The following is a 17,386-nucleotide window of genomic DNA, read 5'->3' as shown; positions in this document are numbered from 1 at the left end:
GATAAAGATATACAGGAAACGGAAAAACCTTTAAGGAGGTGTAGAGATGGCGCTGCGTGTAAACTTTAATTATGAGGCCGCATCCACACACACCGCCATACTACGTAACGAGAGGGAGATGAACAAATCCCTCCTAAGATTGTCTACGGGCATGAGGATCCTAGATGCCTCGGACGATGCCGCAGGCTTGTTTATAGCAGACCAGCTATCTATCGTAGCTGCAGGATTGGAAAGGGGAAACCAAAACATACAGACCGGTATCTCCTCCTTGAGAATTGCTGAGAACGCGGCAGGTCAGATCTTCGACAGACTTAGGGCCATATACAGCAGAGCCCTCAGTGCAGCCAACGACATAAACGACCCCAACGCCAGGGCATCTCTCCAGCAAGAGATAAACAACTTGGTGGATGCCATACAGAAAATAGGTACCGATACGGAGTACAACGGTATAAAGCTCTTGGATGGAAGTTTCACCAACAAGTACATTCACTATGGTCCGAGGATGAATCAGACAGTTCTTGTGTCTATAGGTGACGTGAGAGCACAGTCCTTAGGTGCTTATATGGTAACGGGTAGCGGCAACGTGTATTCTGGTGCCACAGCCCTTCCTACCACGAATACGGATTTTACGGTAGATGCTAATGAGTATCTACAGGTTGCTGGTCAGTATGTTGTGGGTGGCACATCAGGTTATGGACCGGGTCTTGTGGATGCGGCTACGGTGGCTAAGAACATCAACAACAACCCTACCCTTCAGTCCATGGGTATTGAGGCCACAGCTACCAACAGAAGCGTTGCCAATACCTTTACCTCCTTAGTAACCTACAATAATGCATCCGGTGCAAGTGTAACTTTAAACTTCTACGTAGGTAGTAGCACCACTCCTGTGTTCTCTATAAGCGGCCTTAACGAGACAACGACCCTCCAACAGTTGGTGGACGCGATAAACAGCCAAGCCAGTGCGTCAGGCGCCCCCATCACCGCCTCCATAGATAATGGAAGACTTGTGTTAAAGACCACCAACGGTGAGACCATAGCTGTAGAGGCAACCGTAACGGGCGCCACCTTCGGTGCCAATGGTTCCGTCACGGTAAACCTGGATCAAATACTTCAGGGTGCCCAAGCACAGCAGGTTACTGCTAACGGCTCTTCTGTGTATGCTGTAAAAGTAGGTCAGCTGAACATAGCTGGAACCGATTCCTTCTCCGTAAGCATATCAACAGGCCTAGGCGGGTTGGGAATTACCAGCACGACACCCACCTTTAAGAATCTGTATACCATCAGCGTTATGGATAACACGGGTGCTGAGCAAGCACTTCTCATAGTAAAGAAAGCGCAACAGAAGGTGGATAAAGTGAGAGCCCAGATAGGTGCTGTGATGAACAACCTTCAGTCCATATTTGATGCTCAAAAGACGGCGTTAGATAACACGCAGGAAGCGGAGAATGTTATAAGGAACACAGACTACGCCCAGGAGATGTCCAGTTTCACCAAACTGCAGATAAAGATGCAGGCATCCATGGCAATGCTGGCACAGGCAAACCAGCTTCCTCAGATGGTTCTTCAACTCCTCAGGTAAAATCCTCCAGAGGGGAAGGGTCCTCCCTTCCCTAGGAGGTGACCTATGGTGAACAAAGTAGAGAACAGTTTTCTCCCACAACCACAGATACCGGATCTACAACAGCAGAACGTTACGAATCACTCCAACAACACGAAGGAGAGAGACGCTACCCAAACTACCAGAGCGATAGATGAACTCATGAAGGTTATGAAAGAGGTAAAGGAGAAGTTTGACCTTCTCAACACTTATCTAAGGATAGACATAGACAGGGAACTGGACATACCCGTAGTTAGGATAGTGGAGAGGGACACTGGGAAGGTGATAAGACAGATACCCCCTGAGTACATTCTAGATCTGATGAGAAAGATTGACGAGATGTTGGGTATACTTTTTGAGAAGGAGGTTTAATGTGGCTGGGGAAGTGTATTTCAGTAATCTTACGGGGAGGTGGGATTGGGGTTCACTGGTGGACCAGATCCTCAGGATGAAGTCCTTACCTTTACAGAGGATGGCGCAGGAAAGTTCACTTCTGGCCAAGAAGAGAGAAGATCTTTCCAACCTGGCGTCGGCAGTGAGAGAACTCAGGGACCTCTTGGAAGGACTCAACATAGATGGTCTTTTGAGAACCAAGATAGGGAGCTCTTCTGATCCCTCTGTTGTTACAGTGGATGTTTCTGCAAACGCCCCTGAGGTGACCTTTAACGTAAACGTCCAGCAAACACCCCAGAGGGAGGTTCTCGTTTCTACAGGGGGTGTTCAGAGTTTACAGAGTACTGTAAACTGGAGCGGTCTGTCGGTTAAGTACGATACAGGTAGCACGGTGGAATCCTTTTACGTAGGTGATGGCAGTGGTACGTTGCAGGACCTTGTTAACATCATAAATGCCAAGGCAGGCTCCAGGGTAACCGCCAGCGTCCTCTACGATGGAAACCTTTACAAACTCATGCTGTCGGAGAAAGATGAAGGTGCTAGCACCAAAGAGACCTCTGTAGGGAACACTGTCATATCTTTGAACTTCACCTCTCTCAGTGTGGGTGACCTGGATTACAACAACCCTATACAGCAGGCGAAGAACACCCGCCTGCAGATAGGTAACCTGCAGATAGTGAGTCCTACAGGTGTTGTAAGGGACGTGGTGCAAGGCATTACCCTGAGTGTCCAGAAGGTAGGTACGGCGGTCATCAGCGTGGTGAGAGACAGATCTGGTATTGAGGGCTTTTTGAGAAACTTTGTGGAGAGTTACAACAAGGTGGTCAGGCAGATAAACAGCATGACGGGGATAAGGGCAACTTTTCAAGGAGATGCATCGGTGACGGGAATAAAGAGAAACTTGTCATCCTTCCTGGACACCCTCTTTAAGGGAGGGATCGTGTATTACACAGAGGATGGTACCCTCTCCCTCCAGCTGGATAAAGTGAATACTATGCAGGAGACACAACTGAGAGACATACTTACATCTCTTAAGGGTTCTATGGGGAGCTTCCTTCATGACATTTACACAGACCTGCAGAGGTTTGTGGATGACTACCGCCAGAGGGAAGAAAGAATAAACAGTGTAGCACAAGAGCTTCAACAGCAGCTTCAGGAGGAAGAAAAACGCCTCAGGTTAGAGTTTTCCAAAATAGAATCCCTTATGGCACAGATGGAAGAGTTGAGACAGAGGCTGAACACCTTTATGGTAAGCTTATCCGATATACAGGGAGGAAGGCGATGAATCCTTATCTGGAGAATATGGTAATGGGAGCAAATCCTATTAGGAGGATCATTCTGCTTTACGATAGAGCTATAAGGTCTCTGGAGGAAGCCGTAGAGATCTTCGGTCGTTCTTCTGTTTCGGAGGAAGAAAGAAAGAGGGCCCACGAGGCTCTGGGCAAGGTAACACAGATAGTGAGCTATCTGGATGCCACACTGGATATAGAAAAAGGGGGTGATATAGCCAAGAATCTACACCATATATACCAGCTTTTGCTGGACAACCTTACCCTGGTAGCTCTTACAGAAAGAGCGGATATTTTGGAGAAGTGGGTCCGTATACTGTTGGATCTTAGGGAAGGCTGGGAAGAAGCCGAGAGGAGTATATATGGAAGAGTTCAGGAAACTTCTCCTTGAAGCCGAAGTCTGTCTTAAGGCTGGTGACTGGGACCGGCTTTTGGAGGTTCTGGATAAGTTGAAGGATACGCCCGTGGATGGTATGTCCTTAGAGGAAGCCAACGCATGTTACAGAGTTCTGAACCAGATGCTGGAAGAGTTAGAGAAAGCTAGGAACAGGATAGCAGAGGCTCTCGTCAACGTAAGGCGCTTTAAGGACACCCTCTGAACTTCAACGAACCCTCTCTACAAGAGAGACGAGAAGCTCTATGAGTTTATCACTCTGGGGAAAACTCTTGAGATAAGATATCACCTCCTCTATCTCTTTCTTTGCTCTGCTTTTGGTTTTTTCAACTCCCCCCAGCTCTACCACCTTTGATCTTATCTCCTCTACGTCTCCTTTTCTCAGAGATTCTTCCAGCTTACTCCTGTCCATGGTGTGTAGTACCGAGAGGAGAGGATAAGTACACTTACCTTCCCTCAGATCATTGCCCGCAGGTTTACCCATAACTTTCTGATCTCCTATATAGTCAAGGGCGTCGTCCACCATCTGAAAGGCTCTTCCCACTTTCACACCCATACGGTAAAACTCCTCAAATCCCGGATAACCGCTCATAAGAGCACCTACTCCCATACTGGCTCCAAAGAGGGCACCTGTCTTACCATCCACTATGCGCAGGTAAGTTTCTTCGTCTATTATCTTGCCTATGTGAAGCAGTTCCAGTACTTGACCTTCTGCCATCTGCATGACGGCTCTGCTTACTATCTCTATCGACTTCATATTTCCATAGAGGGAATAAAGCCACAGGGCTCGCGCGTACATATAGTCACCTGTGAGTACCACTATCGGGTTTCCAAAAACTCTGTTGGCGGAGGGTCTACCTCTTCTTACGTCCGCTCCATCCACCACATCGTCATGCAGCAGAGAAGCCATGTGAATGTACTCTATACCTACAGCGAGAGGTATCAGTCTTTCGGTATCTCCTCCCAGCATACGGGCTGTCTCCAACATGAGGATAGGCCTAACCCTCTTGCCACCGGCCGAGGCTATGTAGTTACCTATCTCCAGTACCGTCTTTACCTCCGGCATCAAGAACTCTGTTATGGATCTCTCCAACTGCTCTAGCATGAGCATGTGGAATAACTATAACACATTAACCGTCTCTTAACTAAAGCTTAAAACTTCCTTAACACAAATCCCTTAACGTGAAAAATGGGAGGTGAAAAGGTGATGTTAAGCGCCTTGGTGGAACTTCACGACGTGACACCTCACTACGAAGAGGAAATATACACCACCCTGCATCTTCTGAAGACCGTGGGTGTTAGGAAGTTTTCCCTTTTGGTAATTCCCAACTTTCAAGGGAGGTATCCCATTGACCAGTTTCAGGACTGGGTCAGCTTCATAAAGGGGCTGGGTCAGGAGGTTGTAATACACGGTTTTACTCACAGCTCACCCTTTTACTGGCAAACAGTTATCAAAACCTACAGGGAGGGGGAGTTTTTTAAGAAGGATCTGACGGAAACTTACAGAAGCGTAGAGAAGGCCTTAGATATCATGCAGAAGGTGGGCCTTCACAGTAAGGTCTTTGTCCCTCCCGCTTGGATAGATAACCCGTATCTTGAGGATGTGTTGTACGCTTTCGGAATAAGGTTCCTGGGTCTAAGGAAGGTGATAAAGGATCTAGAGACCAACAGGGAGATCCACTCCAGCAGTTTAACCTTCGCCAACAGGTACGTGCTGTCCTTTGTAAGTATACTGGCCATGCCTTCTCTGTTGCGTAGGAACAGATCTCTAAAACTGATCAGGCTTGCCATCCACGCAAAAGATATGAGGGATAAGAGGAAGATAACCATCTGGCGTTGGGTTTTGAACCAAGTAAAAAAAGAGAGGAGGTTTGTTAGCTATGAGGAGATCTTTAGCGAAAGTGGACATGCACCTTCACTCCCGCGCATCCAACATGCCCGGCGGGTGGTTGAGCGCTCTGCTTGGGTGTCCTGAGAGTTATGCTGATCCCCTCAGGATATACCATCTCCTCAAAGAGAGAGGTATGTCTTTTGTCACCATAACGGATCATAACACTATAGAAGGTGTTTTGGAGATAGCCCACATGAAGGATGTTTTCCTGGGGTGTGAGTACACCGTTATGTTTCCTGAGGAAAAGGCAAAGGTACACGTTTTGGTTTATGGCTTTGAAGAGAATGACCATCACGAACTTATGAAACTTAGGGAAAACATCTATGAGTTTGTAAGATATCTGAAGGCAAAAAACATACCCCACGCTCTTGCTCACCCCCTTTACGGTGTGCAGGATACAAAACTCAACAAAAGACTTGTAGAGAAGTTTGTTTTACTGTTTGATAACTGGGAGGTCATAAACGGGACCAGAAGTCCGGCGATACCCCAGTGGGAGATAGAGCTGGCGGAGAGATTCTCCGGATGGGACAAAATTTACGCTCTTGCAGAAAAACATGGTGTTGAACCTCTCAGAAACAGAGACTTTATAGCCTTTGTAGCGGGAAGCGATGACCACGGAGGCATGGATGTAGGGAGAACTTACACAGAGGCGGAGGCCAACTCCAAAGAGGATTTCCTAAAGGCTCTTTTGGAAGGAAGAACTCAAGTAAGGACCGAACCTCTGGGTGAAGAGCGCCTTATAAACATGACAGGTAAAGTGACTTACACCTTCGTCAAGAGAAACTATTCCCTCTCAGAGGAGGTGAAAAATCTTCTGGACTACGTTTTCATGGATTCCAACGACCCCATCATGGCTCTTCTCATGAGGCATTTAGTGAAAGGTAGCTTTCAGCGTCATCGTCTGCCGGCCGAGTTGATAAGAAGACTACCTTTCCTCACCTTAGATAATCTTTTGAAAAACCCCTCTTCCGCCACCTTAGGAAACTTTGTCCTCGCTCTCCTGTCTCAGATCTACTACCTGAGTATTATCTACCTACAGAGGAAAGAAGAAAGAAGAGCACTGGATGTTATAAAAGGGTTCGGTGTTCCCGTTACAAGAGAAGTAAAGCTAGCCTATGTTACCGACACTTACGAAGAGATAAACGGTGTGGCACGTACCGCAGCATTAGTGAGACAGATCGCCCAAGAGGAGAACATACCCCTTGACGTCATCACAGTAGGAGACAACCACCGTAAGGATCCTAAGCTGGTGACTCTACAGGAGTTTTACCGGTTCTCACTGCCCTACTACAGGGACTTTCCCATCAGAGTTCCCGCTCCTGTAGATGTCTTCCGAAAGCTGAAGGACTACACTCACCTTCATGTGGCCACACCCGGACCTTTGGGTGTGTTGGCTCTTGTAGCCGCCAAGGTCCTCGGTATGAGAACTTCCTTCGCCTTCCATACAGATATACCAGCCTACGCAAGGATATACACAGGTGATCCTCAGCTGGAGGAGTTCCTGTGGTCCTTGATGGTTTATATGTGCAACGCCTGTGATAGGATTTTTGTACCTTCCAAGTACTACAGAGATCTTTTGGTATCCAAAGGGGTGGAGGAGGCTAAGATCAGAATCTTTGAAAGGGGAGTGGACACAGAACTCTTCAGCCCTTATAAGAGACAGGAGAATTTCTGGCAGAAGTTGGGGATAAAGGTACACGGGAAGGTGATCCTCTACGTAGGAAGAGTGAGCAAAGAAAAGAACTTGGACACCTTCGTGGAGGTGGCTAAAACCTTTCCCCAACATACTTTCGTGGTGGTAGGTGATGGTCCTTATCGTCAGCAACTGGAGGAGAACAAGCCTCAAAACTTACACTTGGTGGGTTATCTTGTAGGTGAGGACCTTGCAACGGCGTATGCCAGTGCCGATATCTTCCTCTTCCCTTCCGAAACGGAGACATACGGTCAAGTGGTTCTCGAAGCTATGGCCAGCGGTCTACCTGTAGTGGTAAGTGGGAGAGGTGGTGCTGGGGAGCGGGTGACGGACGGTTTAAACGGTTTTGTGGCTTTCTCTTTTCAGGACTACATCCAAAAGCTGGAAATGCTCCTTAAGGACCACCAACTGAGGGAAAGAATAGGAAATAGAGCTTATCAACATGCCCTCAGCATGAACCTCAGAGAAACCTATCTGAAGTACATAGACAATCTACTGGGAGTGTATGTAAGGTCATGAGGATAATGGACATAACACCCTACGTACACAGCAGGAGTGGTGGTATAAAGACCTATCTGAGGCAGAAGTCCTTCTTTATGGAAAGGGTTGGTTTTGAACATATTCTCGTTATACCAGCCAAAACAGGGGACTTAAAACTCAGTCCTTCCACCAAGGTGATAAAGCTGTCCTCCTTTCCTTTGATGGCAGGATACAGGTTCTTCCTGAATCCTAAGGAGATACTCCGGGTGGTTGGGCGAGAAAGACCGCACCTGGTGGAGATGGGGGGCACCTACCTTATACTCCATGTTCTCAAAGGCATACCTGAGGTGCCAACGGTAGTTTTCTATCACTCTGACGCGGTAGGTGAACTCTACCACACAAAGTTACCTAGCTCTATGAAAAAGATACTACTCAGCAAGATGGTGGAAGCTGTCAACAAGTACGCTCATACGGTGTTGGTCCCTTCTCGGCAACATATGGACTCCTTAGTGGATCTGGGAGTAAGGAGAGAGCTACTGAGGTACCTGCCCTTGGGTGTGGACACCAATGTGTTTTACCCCAATCCCCAGTATAGAAAGGATGTGTGCAGAGTCATATATGTGGGAAGGCTTTCCCACGAGAAGGGTGTGGATATAGTTTTGAAAGCCTTTTCCTTGCTTCCTCCCGAAGATTACACTCTTACGATGGTTGGTGCAGGACCTCTGGAAGATCTGGTGAGGAAAGAAGCCTCCAGAAGGCCCAACGTACGCTACTTAGGTTATGTGGAAGATCCAGAAAGTTTGGCGGATATATACCGTCAACACCATGTACTGGTTACCGGTAGCAGATACGAAACCTTCGGTTATAGCTTGGTGGAGGCCCAAGGATGCGGTCTTGTGGTAGCAGGTTTTAACATAGGTGTGGAAACACAGCTGATAAAAGATACCTTGGCGGAAGATTACTCTCCCGAAGCTCTGGCTATAAGTATACAGAAGGCTTGTGCTATCGCCTCTTACGAAACAGCTCTTCATCTTCATACCCTTGTGAAGGAAAACTTCAGTTGGGAAAACACCTTTAAAAATCTCACCAAGTTATACGAGGAGGTGTGCCATGGAGTACATAGGTGAGCTTTATCTGAACCACGTGGGATATAAAGAGAGGACTGCTTAACAGTAAAAATGTTATAATATTGCAATCGAAATTTAATGCTTTATTGGAGGGGAAAGATGAGAAAAATAGCGTTTCTCTATCTGGCTTTCATTTTATTTCTCACCTCTTTAGCTCATGCCCTCAATCCAATTGATGAATGCGCTAACTATCTGAATGCAAAGGATTATGTAAGGGCAATTCAGGCAGGTCAAGAGGCAGTAAAACTTTATCCAAGAAGTGTGGATGCTTATTTTTGTCTGGGTATAGCCTATTACAAGACCGGTCAGCTCAATCTTGCCCTTGAAAATTTTAAGAAAGCCGAAGCCTATGCAGTAAGAGATGATGATTTGATGTATATCTATAACTGGCTTGGATCAGTTTATGACAGCAAAGGAGATTTAGATAATGCCCTGTTATATCACAGTAGAAGCCTTGATCTAGCTAAAAAACTGGGAAATAGAAAATTAGAGGCTACCCAGCTTAACAACATTGCATTAATTTTTGATAAAAAAGGTGAACTTGACAAAGCTTTATCATACTATGAGGAATCACTAAGGCTACAAACTAATGAATTGGACAAGGCTCCTACCTATAACAACATTGCTGTGATTTATGACAAAAAAGGAGATTACACAAAGGCAATAGAATACTTTAAAAAAGCTATTGATATCTCTACAAGATACGGAGACTATCATGGAAGTGGTATAGCAATGCTCAATCTCGGAAATACATATCGCAAGTTAAAGGATTTTGATAATGCCTATTTTTATCTTGATGAAGGACTAAAAAGAGTTAAAAAAGTTGGAGATAAATACTGGGAAGGAGTTGGATACAAGAATTTTGGCTGGTATTTCATGGATAAAGGAGATAAAAAGCTTGCAAAAGACTACCTGAATAAGGCATACGAGATTTTCAAATCCATTGGTGCTGAAGCCTATGCATCTCAGGTTTTATCTGATATTGCCTCACTTGAACGGAGGAGAACAGCTGTTTATGGTGGGGTTGAGATAGGTGCAAAGGGAGTTAAGGCAATTGCCCTTGAGATTACTCTGAGAGAGGATGAACTTTACGACATAAACGAGCTATTTCGGGAAAACATCAATACCACGATTATTGCAGGAGTTAAGGAAAAAGGAGAGTTTACCTCTGAAGGAATAGAGGAGACTGCTCAGGCTGTAAAAACTCTCATTAACAAAATGAGAGAGAAAGGAGTGCCAGGTAACAATATATTTCTTGTTGCCAGCAGCGCCATCACGGCTGTGAAAAATAAAGAGGAACTTTCAAAACGAATTGAAGCACTCACAGGATACAGGCTTTTGTTCCTTACTGCTCAGGATGAAGTCCTTTACAACATAGCTGGTGCTCTGCCTCCAAAATACTATTACAACTCAATCGTCGTTGATGTGGGAAGTGGAAACACAAAGATTGGATATCTTGAAAAAGTTGCTGACTCTATAATCGTAAAAAGCTTTGAAATTCCTTACGGCAGTGTAAGTCTCACCGAAGAAGCAATAAAAAGAGGAAGCTTTAAAAAATCACTGACAGAAATTTTACACAGGGAAATAATTCCCTTACTTAACAGAGAAAAGAGCAAAAATCCAGCTTATGTTAACAGGAAAAATGTATTTCTCATAGGTGGTGCTGTATGGGCATTATCCACACTGCAGAAGCCCGAACAGATTAAAGAAAGCTATGTCAAACTTACAGCAACTGATATTGAAAAATTCTTAAACACGATAAACAAAAACCCTGAAAAGGCTTTGAATCCCGATATCTCAAAACTGAAACCTGAGCTGAAAGACAGAGCACAAAAGCAAATTGAAAAAGTAAAAGATGTATTTACTCAGGAAAATCTCATATCGGGAATATCACTGTTGAATACCATCTCAAAAGAGTTCAATTTCGGACAGAGACAGTTAATCTTTCCTCGCTATGGGAACTGGCTTATCGGATATGTAATGCTAAATGGATACTGGATTGAAAAAGAGAAATAAACGGAGGTAAAAAAATGGTTAAAAGGGTAATTTTGGTATTCTCCTTATTTTTATTTTTCAATCAGGCGTTTGCAGAAGAGCCAAGACCTTTCGGACTAATTCTTGGAAAAACGACAAAAGAGGAAGCAATTTCAATCCTGAAAAAAGAAGGAGGTGAAATTACAGATTCAGGCTACAGAATAATAAAAGGAGACATCTACAACCCGAATGTTGAAGGAATTGATTTTAAAGGATTGCCCATTGAAAATCTCAACAACGCAAGATTCTGGTTTTTTCAGAAAATTCTGTTTCAGATAGTTTATACTTTTCCTCTTTCTATGTCTAAGGAAGAGTTTTATGTGATGTACAAACAGCTGGCATCGAAGTATGGAAAACCTTCAAGATATGTTAGGCCATATCTTGCTGATGGTCTGGCAGTGTGGAAATTTGGAAATGTAGAAGTTAGGCTGGAAGCTCCGTGGGTTTCGTGGAATATGTATGTAATTTATACACATCTGCCTCTATATAAAAAAGCAGAACAAGACGATGATGAAGTTTTTAAAAGAGAAACTGCTAAACCTAAGAGAGGATTATAAAAAACCAAAACACTGGAGGTGAATTATGGACAGAAGAGTTTTGGGTGTAATCATTGGAGTAGCAGGGATATTCCTATGGTTTATGCCTTTTGTTAGCTGGGAGGAAGAATTTTTTGGAGTTACATGGCAGTTATATCAAACCGGATACCATATTGGTGGAATTGCTTATCTATTGCTTTTTTCAATGTTTGCCTATTCTGTTCTTTCATGGTTCAGGCTTCATTCTCTAAGAATTATTGCTGGAGCTCTTTCTTTGTTGATATGTCTGATATTTTTCGTTCAGGCACTATCCAATGTGGCGTGGGGACTGATAGGACTGATTATTGTCTCAATTGTTGGAATTGTGATAGCTGTAATAGATAATCGTAAGGATAAGCAGAGTTAACTATTAAAACATTAATTTTTATGCATAATAAAATCGGGCCATTTAACTAAGTTTTATCTGAACCCTGTGGGATATAAAGATTAACCGTTTATTAACTCTTTTTTAATGAAATTTTAACAATTTTTTTGTAAGTTAAATATCAAACAACTTAGGGGGTGTGCCATGGAGTACATAGGTGATCTCATCAAAAGGGCTTTGTTAAGCAGAAGGGACATGCTACTGGCGATACCACCCTTTCTAATAGCCTGTGGTGGTGGCTCTTCCCTAACACCTTCTACGGTACGTTTTAACAGTATAAAACCCAACACCTTGGACGATATTACGGTACCTGACGGTTTCAGGTGGAGGATGGTGATAGGTTGGGGTGATCCCCTCTTCCGTCAAGAGGAGAGAATAAATTACCAAAGACTAAGGGAGGGAGGAACAACAACACAGGATGTAGAGATACAGAAAAGAACCTTTGGTTACAACAACGACTTTATAGGGGTGATAGAACACAACAACCGCTACATTATGGTGGTCAATCACGAGTATTTCAACCCAGAGCTTGTTTTTCCACCGGAACATCTCGGCAAACCCACATACGAGGAAGCTATGCTAATGTTAGAAGCTCACGGCCTCTCCGTGGTGGAACTCTTCAGAAACTCCGACTTCACCTTCAGGCCAGTAGTGGGCTCCAACTACAATCGGAGGATAACAGGGTCTACTCGCTGTCTTATAGAAGGTCCAGCTAAGGGACATCGTTATGTAGGAGACTCAGCGGAAGGTACCCTCAACAACTGCTCCGCCGGTAAAACCCCTTGGGGAACGGTTCTCACCTGCGAAGAGAACTTTAACTCCTACTTTGGTGGAGACATAAACAGTGTGCAAGAGACTCTGGTTAGGGAAATCCACCAAAGGTACGGCGTTCCTAGCAGATTCGCTGATGTATACGGTTTTTATAAGTATATGGACCGGTTTGACGTGTCCAAGAACCCTTACGAATCTTTCAAGTTTGGTTGGGTGGTGGAGATAGACCCCCTTGATCCTAACAGACCACCCATCAAAAGGACAGCCTTAGGAAGGTTCAAGCACGAAGCTGCCACCTGTGTGGTGGCACCCAGCGGTCAGGTGGTGGTGTATATGGGTGATGACGAACGTTTTCAACACCTTTACAAGTTTGTAACTAAGGGCAAGTACGATCCCATCAACAGAGAAAATAACATGAAGTTGTTGGATGAAGGAACCCTTTACGTGGCCAAGTTCTACGACAACCTGACGGGAGAGTGGGTTATGCTGGCAGAAGTGTCCGCAGGTCAGATAAGAGTAAACCCCTCTTTGCCTTCTCTTTACAAACAGGACCCAGCTTTGGTGTTTATAGACACAAGAGGCGCTGCCACTTCCCTCGGAGCCACCAAGATGGACAGACCTGAAGATGCAGAGTGGAACCCAGTCACACAAAGCCTGTGGGCCGTGATGACCTACAACGACAGAAGAACCTCACCAGAGCCTGCCAACCCACGTCCCTATAACTACATGGGTCACATTTTGGAGATAATAGAACAGCGCAATGATCCTACTGCCACCTCCTTCTCGTGGAGGATACCTCTCCTCTGCGGTATACCACAGCATCCTGACCCCACCAAGGAACTCCTCGTATACGGTCAGAGAGTGTCTACCGACACGCCTCCCATATCGGCCCCCGACAACATCACTTTTGACAGATTTGGTAACGTTTGGATAGCCACCGATGGAAATGAAGATGATGTAAGACTTAGAGTCAACGACGGTGTTTACGTGTTGGACATCTACGAGAGAAGTCTCAAGATGTTCCTTTCGGGACCAAGAGGGTGCGAGATATGCGGACCGGAGTTCACCTCAGATAACAGAACCTTCCTGTGTGCCATTCAACATCCTGGAGAAGGAGGTAAGGGATCGTGGCCTCACGACGCCGTTGTTCCAAGACCATCCGTTATATGCGTAGTCAGAGAAGATGGCACAAAGATTTAAAATAGATTTATGCCGTCCTTCCGAGAAGGTGAGATTCTGTTAGACACATACCAGATACTGTCCTTTTTAGGTAAGGGTACCTTCGGTGAAGTCTACAAAGTGAGGGTCCTGAGGGGAAGATATGCAGGTAGAGTTCTGGCCCTTAAGGTGGCCACCGATCCCGAAACGGTAGAGTTCCTCAGAAGAGAGGTACAAACCCTTTTACTTTTCAACCATCCTCACATAATTTCCATGATCAGTTACATGTACCGCAAGGACAGAAACGAGCTATATGTCCTTTACGAGCTTATGGACGTGGGAGATCTTAAGGATTACGTACAAAGAAAGGGAAGGCTGTCGGAGGAAGAAGCTCTGGGGGTTCTGTTCCACGTAGCGAAAGGCTTAGATTACCTTCATACAAGAGGCTATATACACGGGGATGTGAAACCCCAAAACATATTTGGTAAGAGGGTGATGAAAAACATTCTGTGGAAACTGGGAGACTTTGGTTTAGTGAGGGTGAGGGGTTCTCAAACAGTGCTAGATGTGAAGGGTACGGTAGGGTACATAGCACCGGAGGTATTCAGAAACGAGCTTCGAAGGAGCAGTGACATCTTTTCCTTAGGTTGCGTTCTCCTCTTTATGCTGACGGGTGAGACGCCCTTTGGTGGAGACATAAAGAAAAACAAGGCCGTAGAATACAGCATACCTCAGCACGTGTCGGAACGTACCCAACGGCTTCTAACCAAGATGCTGGAACCTGATCCTTCCAAGCGTTTCAAAACAGCAGGAGAACTCATAGAGTACCTGATAAAGGAGAGGATGGTATGAAAGTTCTCATGTATCACAACATAGACCACCCACCCAAGACCTCCGAGATGAAATCTCTCTACGTAAGTCCCCAAAAATTTCAGAGACAGATGCAGATTCTTAGAAGTATGAAGTTTAGAGTGGTAGAACCTAACAGATTTGTGGAGGGAAAAAGGAGCGTGATGCTCACCTTTGACGACGGCTACAAAGATTTCTTGGAAAAAGCTTACCCAATTCTAAAGGAGATGAATCTGCCTGCTATAGTTTTTGTACCTGCAAAGCTGGTAGGTAGCTACAACGTGTGGGACAGTTATAAACTGGGAGTGAAAAAGTACCTTATGGATTGGGAAGAGCTCAGTTTTCTTGTGAAAGAGGGCATAAAGATAGGGTCTCACACCCTCACCCATCCCTTCCTGACACGCATAAGCCCATCGGAAGCACGGAGAGAGATCGAAGCTTCTAAAAAACTTCTGGAAGACAAACTGGGTATCCCCATAGACGCCTTCTGCTACCCTTACGGTGACTACAACCAAGAGATAAAAAAGATGGTGGCAGAGGCAGGTTACCGGTACGCCTACACCACCGTAGAGGGAGACTGGAGAAGGGAGGATGACCCACTTGAGATAAAAAGAATATACGTTTCTGGATACTGGACAAGCTTACGCTTTCTCCTTAAGATTCTTATCTGATGGAACTGGAGAAAAAACCTATAGTGGAACTGGAAGCTCCGGTGGTGGACATCATCACCGAAACGCCATCCACCAAAACCCTAGTCCTGGACGTAAGACACCAACCCATAGATTTCTATCCTGGTCAGTACGTACTCCTGTACGTACCTTATCCACCCACCGGAGAGATCCTAAAGAGGGCTTACTCCATAGCCAGTTCACCCCTTAAAAAGGACTTCCTGGAACTCACCGTAAAGCGCGTTCCTAACGGAAGAGCTTCTTCCTTTCTTACCCAGATGGTGAAGGTGGGAGATGTTCTCAGGATAAAGGGACCCTACGGTAAGTTCATATGGCTCCCATCTATGTCGGAAGACATAGTACTCATAGGTGCGGGTAGCGGTATAGTACCTCTCATGTGCATCCTTCGCTACATAAAAGACGCCCGTCTGGAGAAGGTGAAGGCTCTACTCATATACTCCAACACCTCTTATGAGGAGATCATATACAGGGAGGAACTAAATAAGCTCTCTCAACTACCCAACATAAGGGTGGTACACACACTGACACGTCAGGTACCTGAGGGCTGGACAGGATACACCGGGAGGATAAACCTGGAAATGTTGGAGAAGGAAGTAAGAGAGCCTCATGGAAAGCTCTACTATCTGTGCGGACCACCCGCTTTCGTAGATTACATCTCTGGCCTCCTTACGGAGATGGGTGTAAGAGCAGAGAACATAAAGAAGGAAAAGTACGAGTAGGTCCTTAGTGCGATGGTCAGTTTTGAAGAGTTGAAGACAAGCTATCGTTGGACAGCGGAAGATGAGGAGAATCTGAGAAGTTTGAGCCACTTAGTTCCCTCCTGGGTGGAGGAATTTTTGGAAAGTATCCGAAAGGATGAACATGACGAGAGATGCTTTCAGAGTATAAGGGAGTGGCTCATAGCTACCTTCTCAGGACCTCATGATGAGAGATACGTAAGGAAGATACACAACATGCTTCAGGAACATCTCAAAGCGGGTTGTACCCTACACCACTTGCAGGTTCTTCTGAGTAGTGTGAGGGAGTTCCTTTTGGACAAACTTACCGCACAGCTAGGATACTCCCACCAGCGAGATAGCCTCTTTAGGTCCGTGGAGAAGACACTGGACCTCAGTCTAAGCATCATGCTCTTATCTCAAAAGGAGGAAGTACCGCGCCACAGGCGCCTTCTCCTAGATAACATTCAGAGGGGGTTATGGATCTTAGATCTTTTCATAGTCATTTCCCTCTTCATAGTGGGGGTGTTCCTCATATCTTGGATCTCCTACGAGTTTCTCTTGGTGTTGCTGGGTCGTCTTCCCTTAGAGAAGGGAGGACTCAGCATACTGGGTTCTATACTCATCCTCTATGCCATATCGGAACTGTTGGCCCATGAGGTCAAACACGTAAAGAGCGGGATCATAAGCCTCAAGGTGTTTGTAGGTGTTGCCTTAGCCGCTCTCATAAGGAAGGTTCTCATAGTGTCCCTTACTCCCGAGAAGATGTACGAGCTTCTGAGTCTAGCAGGTGTGATAGTGTCCTTGGGCCTAGTCTACTGGCTCATACACAGGGTGGAGGAAAAGGTTTAAAAGTTGACTTTTTCCCTTTGTATAAGATTCATAAGCCTGATGAACCCGCTTATTATCTCCGAAGGTTCAGGCGGGCAACCAGGCACATGCAGGTGTACAGGAATATGTTTAGACACAGGACCCTCTACACTGTACGAGTCTTTAAAAAAGGGGCAGCTTTCAGTGCAATCACCTACCGTTATAACCCATTTAGGAGAAGGTGTGTTGTCGTAAGCCTTTTTTAGAGCAGTGAGCATGTTACGCGTAACGCATCCGGTAACAAGAAGTACATCTGCATGTTTGGGTGAGGCTACGAACCTGATACCGAAACTCTCTATACTGTAGTGTGGGTTTCCTAACGCAGCAACTTCTACTTCGCACGCGTTACATGAGCCAGAATCAACGTGTCTTACATACAAACTTTTACCTAATCCAGCTATACCCTCCGCGTTCTTCAGGACAAGTTCTCTTCTCTTTCTTTTAAGAACCTTCTTGAAAAAGTAAAACATGACAC

General features: G+C 45.4%; 18 protein-coding genes. 16 read left to right on the top strand and 2 right to left on the bottom strand.

The window, feature by feature from the left end; genetic code table 11:
* The first annotated feature begins 46 nt into the window (after nucleotides 1–46).
* Genes THAL_RS07330 through THAL_RS07310 form a run of 5 tightly spaced genes read left to right on the top strand, consistent with a single transcriptional unit; the run spans nucleotide 47 to nucleotide 3,878 of the window.
* Nucleotides 47–1,579, top strand: a complete 1,533-nt coding sequence (locus tag THAL_RS07330; protein ID WP_012992477.1) for a flagellin N-terminal helical domain-containing protein — start codon at nucleotides 47–49, stop codon at nucleotides 1,577–1,579.
* Between the two features lie 45 nt (nucleotides 1,580–1,624).
* Nucleotides 1,625–1,969, top strand: a complete 345-nt coding sequence (locus THAL_RS07325; protein ID WP_012992476.1) for a flagellar protein FlaG — start codon at nucleotides 1,625–1,627, stop codon at nucleotides 1,967–1,969.
* A gap of 1 nt (nucleotide 1,970) precedes the next feature.
* Nucleotides 1,971–3,275, top strand: a complete 1,305-nt coding sequence (gene fliD, locus THAL_RS07320; RefSeq protein WP_012992475.1) for a flagellar filament capping protein FliD — start codon at nucleotides 1,971–1,973, stop codon at nucleotides 3,273–3,275.
* Nucleotides 3,272–3,670 (top strand): flagellar export chaperone FliS, encoded by a 399-nt coding sequence (locus THAL_RS07315; protein WP_012992474.1) that lies wholly within the window; start codon nucleotides 3,272–3,274, stop codon nucleotides 3,668–3,670. Before fliD ends, THAL_RS07315 begins: the two co-directional genes overlap by 4 nt.
* A complete protein-coding gene (locus THAL_RS07310; protein WP_012992473.1) occupies nucleotides 3,642–3,878 on the top strand; it encodes a hypothetical protein in 237 nt (78 codons plus the stop codon). Before THAL_RS07315 ends, THAL_RS07310 begins: the two co-directional genes overlap by 29 nt.
* Before the next feature lie 3 nt (nucleotides 3,879–3,881).
* Here the strand turns inward: THAL_RS07310 and THAL_RS07305 are convergent, their stop codons facing one another.
* Nucleotides 3,882–4,784, bottom strand: coding sequence for a polyprenyl synthetase family protein (locus THAL_RS07305; RefSeq protein WP_012992472.1), 903 nt, complete (start codon nucleotides 4,782–4,784; stop codon nucleotides 3,882–3,884).
* A gap of 96 nt (nucleotides 4,785–4,880) precedes the next feature.
* Here THAL_RS07305 and THAL_RS07300 point away from each other — a divergent pair, with 96 nt between their 5' ends.
* The 11 genes from THAL_RS07300 to THAL_RS07250 all read left to right on the top strand — a co-directional run bounded on the left by THAL_RS07300 (nucleotide 4,881) and on the right by THAL_RS07250 (nucleotide 16,893).
* On the top strand, nucleotides 4,881–5,648 hold the full coding sequence (locus THAL_RS07300; RefSeq protein ID WP_012992471.1) for a polysaccharide deacetylase family protein: 768 nt from the start codon (nucleotides 4,881–4,883) through the stop codon (nucleotides 5,646–5,648).
* Complete coding sequence (locus THAL_RS07295; protein WP_012992470.1) at nucleotides 5,554–7,776, top strand: glycosyltransferase; 2,223 nt, start codon at nucleotides 5,554–5,556, stop codon at nucleotides 7,774–7,776. The genes THAL_RS07300 and THAL_RS07295 overlap by 95 nt, the downstream gene beginning before the upstream one ends.
* Nucleotides 7,773–8,864: a glycosyltransferase family 4 protein gene (locus THAL_RS07290; RefSeq protein ID WP_012992469.1), complete on the top strand. Its 1,092-nt coding sequence runs from the start codon at nucleotides 7,773–7,775 to the stop codon at nucleotides 8,862–8,864. Before THAL_RS07295 ends, THAL_RS07290 begins: the two co-directional genes overlap by 4 nt.
* 99 nt (nucleotides 8,865–8,963) lie before the next feature.
* A complete protein-coding gene (locus THAL_RS07285; protein ID WP_012992468.1) occupies nucleotides 8,964–10,880 on the top strand; it encodes a tetratricopeptide repeat protein in 1,917 nt (638 codons plus the stop codon).
* Between the two features lie 14 nt (nucleotides 10,881–10,894).
* Nucleotides 10,895–11,455, top strand: a complete 561-nt coding sequence (locus THAL_RS07280) for a hypothetical protein (protein WP_012992467.1) — start codon at nucleotides 10,895–10,897, stop codon at nucleotides 11,453–11,455.
* 25 nt (nucleotides 11,456–11,480) lie between these two features.
* Nucleotides 11,481–11,840, top strand: coding sequence for a hypothetical protein (locus tag THAL_RS07275; RefSeq protein ID WP_012992466.1), 360 nt, complete (start codon nucleotides 11,481–11,483; stop codon nucleotides 11,838–11,840).
* Between the two features lie 162 nt (nucleotides 11,841–12,002).
* Nucleotides 12,003–13,829: a PhoX family protein gene (locus tag THAL_RS07270; protein WP_012992465.1), complete on the top strand. Its 1,827-nt coding sequence runs from the start codon at nucleotides 12,003–12,005 to the stop codon at nucleotides 13,827–13,829.
* A gap of 9 nt (nucleotides 13,830–13,838) precedes the next feature.
* The gene (locus THAL_RS07265; protein WP_012992464.1) at nucleotides 13,839–14,639 is read left to right on the top strand and encodes a serine/threonine protein kinase; all 801 of its coding nucleotides are present in this window, start codon (nucleotides 13,839–13,841) and stop codon (nucleotides 14,637–14,639) included.
* Complete coding sequence (locus THAL_RS07260; RefSeq protein ID WP_012992463.1) at nucleotides 14,636–15,307, top strand: polysaccharide deacetylase family protein; 672 nt, start codon at nucleotides 14,636–14,638, stop codon at nucleotides 15,305–15,307. The genes THAL_RS07265 and THAL_RS07260 overlap by 4 nt, the downstream gene beginning before the upstream one ends.
* Nucleotides 15,307–16,044: a ferredoxin reductase gene (locus THAL_RS07255; RefSeq protein ID WP_012992462.1), complete on the top strand. Its 738-nt coding sequence runs from the start codon at nucleotides 15,307–15,309 to the stop codon at nucleotides 16,042–16,044. The genes THAL_RS07260 and THAL_RS07255 overlap by 1 nt, the downstream gene beginning before the upstream one ends.
* Nucleotides 16,045–16,056: 12 nt before the next feature.
* Entirely contained in the window at nucleotides 16,057–16,893 is an 837-nt protein-coding gene (locus THAL_RS07250; RefSeq protein WP_012992461.1) for a phosphate-starvation-inducible PsiE family protein, read from the top strand.
* Here THAL_RS07250 and THAL_RS07245 read toward each other — a convergent pair.
* A complete protein-coding gene (locus tag THAL_RS07245; RefSeq protein WP_012992460.1) occupies nucleotides 16,890–17,381 on the bottom strand; it encodes an NADH-quinone oxidoreductase subunit B family protein in 492 nt (163 codons plus the stop codon). The genes THAL_RS07250 and THAL_RS07245 overlap by 4 nt on opposite strands.
* Between the last annotated feature and the right edge of the window lie 5 nt (nucleotides 17,382–17,386).

Source organism: Thermocrinis albus DSM 14484 (assembly GCF_000025605.1).
Classification (GTDB): Bacteria; Aquificota; Aquificia; order Aquificales; family Aquificaceae; genus Thermocrinis; species Thermocrinis albus.
The sequence above is the reverse complement of the archived record's forward strand: the minus strand, read 5'-3'. Positions and strand labels throughout refer to the sequence as shown.

Excerpts from the sequence above, each read along its gene's own strand:
- THAL_RS07270 (WP_012992465.1), top strand. The coding sequence starts at position 12,003 with ATGGAGTACATAGGTGATCTCATCAAAAGGGCTTTGTTAAGCAGAAGG.
- THAL_RS07275 (WP_012992466.1), top strand. The coding sequence starts at position 11,481 with ATGGACAGAAGAGTTTTGGGTGTAATCATTGGAGTAGCAGGGATATTC.
- THAL_RS07300 (WP_012992471.1), top strand. The coding sequence starts at position 4,881 with ATGTTAAGCGCCTTGGTGGAACTTCACGACGTGACACCTCACTACGAA.
- THAL_RS07280 (WP_012992467.1), top strand. The coding sequence starts at position 10,895 with ATGGTTAAAAGGGTAATTTTGGTATTCTCCTTATTTTTATTTTTCAAT.
- THAL_RS07305 (WP_012992472.1), bottom strand. The coding sequence starts at position 4,784 with ATGCTCATGCTAGAGCAGTTGGAGAGATCCATAACAGAGTTCTTGATG.
- THAL_RS07260 (WP_012992463.1), top strand. The coding sequence starts at position 14,636 with ATGAAAGTTCTCATGTATCACAACATAGACCACCCACCCAAGACCTCC.
- THAL_RS07285 (WP_012992468.1), top strand. The coding sequence starts at position 8,964 with ATGAGAAAAATAGCGTTTCTCTATCTGGCTTTCATTTTATTTCTCACC.
- THAL_RS07330 (WP_012992477.1), top strand. The coding sequence starts at position 47 with ATGGCGCTGCGTGTAAACTTTAATTATGAGGCCGCATCCACACACACC.
- THAL_RS07250 (WP_012992461.1), top strand. The coding sequence starts at position 16,057 with ATGGTCAGTTTTGAAGAGTTGAAGACAAGCTATCGTTGGACAGCGGAA.
- THAL_RS07245 (WP_012992460.1), bottom strand. The coding sequence starts at position 17,381 with ATGTTTTACTTTTTCAAGAAGGTTCTTAAAAGAAAGAGAAGAGAACTT.
- THAL_RS07325 (WP_012992476.1), top strand. The coding sequence starts at position 1,625 with ATGGTGAACAAAGTAGAGAACAGTTTTCTCCCACAACCACAGATACCG.
- THAL_RS07315 (WP_012992474.1), top strand. The coding sequence starts at position 3,272 with ATGAATCCTTATCTGGAGAATATGGTAATGGGAGCAAATCCTATTAGG.
- THAL_RS07290 (WP_012992469.1), top strand. The coding sequence starts at position 7,773 with ATGAGGATAATGGACATAACACCCTACGTACACAGCAGGAGTGGTGGT.
- THAL_RS07310 (WP_012992473.1), top strand. The coding sequence starts at position 3,642 with ATGGAAGAGTTCAGGAAACTTCTCCTTGAAGCCGAAGTCTGTCTTAAG.
- THAL_RS07265 (WP_012992464.1), top strand. The coding sequence starts at position 13,839 with ATGCCGTCCTTCCGAGAAGGTGAGATTCTGTTAGACACATACCAGATA.
- THAL_RS07255 (WP_012992462.1), top strand. The coding sequence starts at position 15,307 with ATGGAACTGGAGAAAAAACCTATAGTGGAACTGGAAGCTCCGGTGGTG.
- THAL_RS07295 (WP_012992470.1), top strand. The coding sequence starts at position 5,554 with ATGAGGAGATCTTTAGCGAAAGTGGACATGCACCTTCACTCCCGCGCA.